General features: G+C 32.1%; 2 protein-coding genes and 1 pseudogene. All 3 read right to left on the reverse strand.

Features of this window, described 5'->3' with window-relative positions:
* Nucleotides 1-106 precede the first annotated feature (106 nt).
* Nucleotides 107-391, reverse strand: a pseudogene (locus tag BCU91_RS20715) (NADH oxidase); the annotation flags it as partial.
* 146 nt (nucleotides 392-537) lie between these two features.
* Nucleotides 538-2850 (reverse strand): response regulator, encoded by a 2313-nt coding sequence (locus BCU91_RS07855; protein ID WP_102531234.1) that lies wholly within the window; start codon nucleotides 2848-2850, stop codon nucleotides 538-540.
* Nucleotides 2840-3856 carry a cytochrome-c peroxidase gene (locus tag BCU91_RS07860; protein ID WP_102531235.1) on the reverse strand — a complete coding sequence of 339 codons (1017 nt, stop codon included), beginning with the start codon at nucleotides 3854-3856 and terminating at the stop codon, nucleotides 2840-2842. The genes BCU91_RS07855 and BCU91_RS07860 overlap by 11 nt, the downstream gene beginning before the upstream one ends.
* Nucleotides 3857-3911 lie beyond the last annotated feature (55 nt).

Below are 3911 nucleotides of genomic sequence, written 5' to 3' on the forward strand. Positions count from 1 at the left end.
AAATAATTATGCTTAAGTTACTGTTTAACTGCCATAAGACGGTAAAAAAGCAGATACCCTAATCAGTATCTGCTTTTACTTATCTACAAAATAATCTACTTAAATATTACTGTCTTTGAGGTGTAATTAAGTACTTTTCACCAGTCGCTTGCTTTGCATAACCAGCTATCGATTTTAAATTCAAAACCTCAGCTAATGTCAATTCATGTGTGTAGTGACTTGCAAATGTTGTAGTAATTTCATCAGCGACACGTTTACGCACAGCGACGACAGTTTCTGTGCCGAGTTTACCCAGTGCATTAAATAATAAAAATCCATTAACACCCCAAGCAAAACCGAAGTTACGGTTAAGCGTAATAGGTCCACGGTTTAATGCGCCGTAAATGTAAATATTTTTAAGTTTATTGAAATTTATAGCTGTTTCAGCAAACGTTCCAATTGAATCTGTATAGTGGTTAAGAATCTCAAATGAAGTTACATAGGACGAATACTTAATGATAAAATCTGCCTAAGCATGTAACCGATATCAGTCGTTCATTACATCAAACAATAAAAATCGGATAATACCTCTCGTATTTTTTCAATTTCATAAGGTTTCCCTAAATGACCATTCATGCCTATTTTCTTATAATATTCAATGTCACCTTCTGTGATATTTGCTGTTAAGGCAATAATATTTAAATCATCTGCACTATAGCTTTTACGTAGTTCTATAGTAGCTTCTTTACCATCCATTATTGGCATTTGAATGTCCATTAATACAACACGATAATTTTTCTTCATTATCAATTCGATTGCCGAGCGACCGTTTTCTGCTAAATCAACATGAAAGCCCAATTTTGTTAATAGTTTTTTGGCTATCAACTGATTTATTTTATTATCTTCAACTAGTAAAATACTATTTTTACCTTCAACAAGCTGATTACTTTCACTTTTGTAAGCTTCTGAATTTTCCTTTAAAAACGATAGAGGGGTATCAATGTTACTATTAAGATTAATTGTTTTACTTAATGACAAAAAGGTTAACGGTTTAGCTAAATATAAAATTGTGCTCTCTACTGGTGCATGTTTTTCGATGTATGCTTGACTATAGGCACTGCATATAACTAATGTTTCCGGACAACAATTTTTAGTCTTTATTTCATTAATAAAATCTAATCCAGTTTCGCCATCTAAACTCCAATCAACCAAAGCTATATCGAATCTATTTTGCTGGCAAAGATTAATTGCTTCTTTTACGCTACTTGAAACTTTAACAGTTGAGCCAATAGCTTCTGCCATTTTTTGTATCACATTTTGTGTAACTTTATTATTTTCAAGCAATAATAAATGTTTACTATTCCGCTGTATTAGGTTTAAATTTCCTTTATTTTCATCGACTAATCCTAACGGTAAGGTTACGCGAAATGTTGAGCCATGTGCTAGTTTACTCAAGACATTTATTTCACCACCCATTAAATCGACAAGTAATTTACTAATTGCAAGACCTAATCCTGAACCGCCATATTTTCTCGTAGTCGATTGATCTGCTTGTGAGAATCGTTCGAATAGTTTTGACTGTTGTTCATCTGATAAACCTATTCCAGTATCTTTTATTTCATAAATAATTGTTTGTGACTGCTCATTATCATTCCCCAATGAAGCCTTGAAAATAACATGACCTTCCTCAGTAAATTTTATTGCATTTGATAGCAAGTTTAATAAAATCTGATTCACTCTGACTGGGTCACCCATTATTTCTAATGGTATATCCGGCGATATATCAAAAATCAACTCGATACCTTTGTCTTCCGCTACCATGCCAAGCATCATGATAAGATTATCGATTAATTTATTATGCTCCCAAGGTATATTTTCAATTGTTAACTTACCAGATTCAATTTTAGAAAAGTCTAAAATGTCATTAATTATTACTAACAATGAATCTGCTGAGAACTTAACTTTCTCAAGGTAATTACGTTGTTCTTGATTTAACTCAGTTTGTAATGTCAATTCAACTAAACCGATAACGCCAGTCATTGGCGTTCTAATTTCATGTGACATATTAGCTAAAAATTGTGTTTTGACTTCTACAGCTTTGCGATGTAATTCAGATGTTTCTTCTAAAGCGTATTGATGACGTTTAATAATTATTATAAAGAGGAACAGTAAAGGAAATAAAGAACAAAAAAAGGTAACAATCTGATTGAATTGTATATTTTCAATATCTTTATTCAGTAGGTCTAACTCTTCTATAATCGAGTCAACTACCCTCATATCAATAAGCCTTTGCCGATAATGAGCGGTTAATTCGTAGTTTTCTAATATGAATACACTGTGCAACTTAACTAACTTTAAATATTGATAATTTTCAACTTGGCCATCCTCTGTAATATCTAATAATTTTCTAAGTGAGGATTCATCTTTTTTATTTGGTAAAGTCAATAACGAAAATATTTGTAAACGTATAGCATTTATAATTTGTATAATATTTTTATCATCTACGTTAGGTTTTTGAGCTATTAATCTTAGAGAAGTCTTCATCGTACTGGCTAACTGTATGTAATGTAATGAGTTTTCTTTATACTCGTTTAGTAAGCCATCAAATTTATTATTAAGCCTCATCTTTAATAGTATAGATTCAATTTCAAATTGTATTTGAGCTAGTTTATCATAGTGCTGCTGGTCACTAAAATTTGCATTTAGTAGCTGTACTTTATGCTGAGGTATTAACAGTTCAAGTTGTTGTAAAGGTTTTACTTTTATTTCTTTTTCTTTGTTTTCTTGAATAGAAATAACCCATAAAGTAGAAAACATTGTAAATAAAAACAAGCATGTAAACTCAGGAATATATTTTAAATTAATCATCATAATTTACCTCTATTACTTGAGAGGTAAATGCATGTAATAGTGCCACTATATCGTCAAGCTCTGAATCAGTTAACTGCCTGCCCAACTGAGAGCTAGCCATAATACGAACTGCTTCTGTTAAGCTTTCAACTGCACCATTATGAAAGTATGGCCCAGTTTCAGTAATATTCCGGAGGCTAGGTACTTTAAAGACATACTTATCTTTATCAAGACCCGTGGCTTCAAATTTACCTAAATCTAATGTTAATTTTTTGGGTATTGTATTTATTCTTCCTAATTTCTGAAAAATATTACCGCCTATATTTCTTCCTTGATGGCAAGTACTACAGCCATAATTGATAAAGTAATTTAAACCTCTCTTTTGTTGATCTGTTAAGGCAGTTTTATCCCCTAATAAATACCTATCAATTGGTGCATTCGGTGTAATTAAAGATTCTTCAAAAGTAGTAATTGCTTTGATAATATTTTCAGATGTTATGCCCTCATAGCTTAAGTCTTGAAATGTTTCGCTAAAATAACTATCTTGTTTAAGCTTTTTAATTATCTCAGGCCAAGTAGAACCCATTTCAACCGGGTTATGAATTGGACCTTCGATTTGCTCTCTAAGTGAGGCGGCTCTACCATCCCAAAATTGTCTAAAATTAAATACGGAATTAAGTACGGTGGGGGAGTTACGTACACCTTGCCCATTATTTACTCCAATTGATACAGGAAAACTGTCGTCACCTCCAAAGTCCAATAAGTGGCATGATGAGCAAGAGATTGTATTATTTTTAGATAACAAAGGACTATGAAATAGCGTTTTACCGAGGATTAACCACTGTTTATCAATTTCTAGTCTGCGTGGAATTGGCTGAATAGGGCTATCAACTTTCTCAAAATAGTAGTGAGTTTTTGTATGTGACTTTTCTGCTTTTTTTCCTATCGTTGCCATGTACACAGTTGCAGGAACTACTGAGCAAATCAGAATGCCAGAAATTATCAATATATAATATTTTTTGTACATAACGAGTGTCTTAATCCCTTAAGTATTTAGCTAGAACAAAAAGCTATCACTAACG

Origin of the sequence: Shewanella sp. 10N.286.52.B9, assembly GCF_002873635.1 — a bacterium.
In the GTDB taxonomy this organism is placed as follows: Bacteria; Pseudomonadota; Gammaproteobacteria; order Enterobacterales; family Shewanellaceae; genus Shewanella.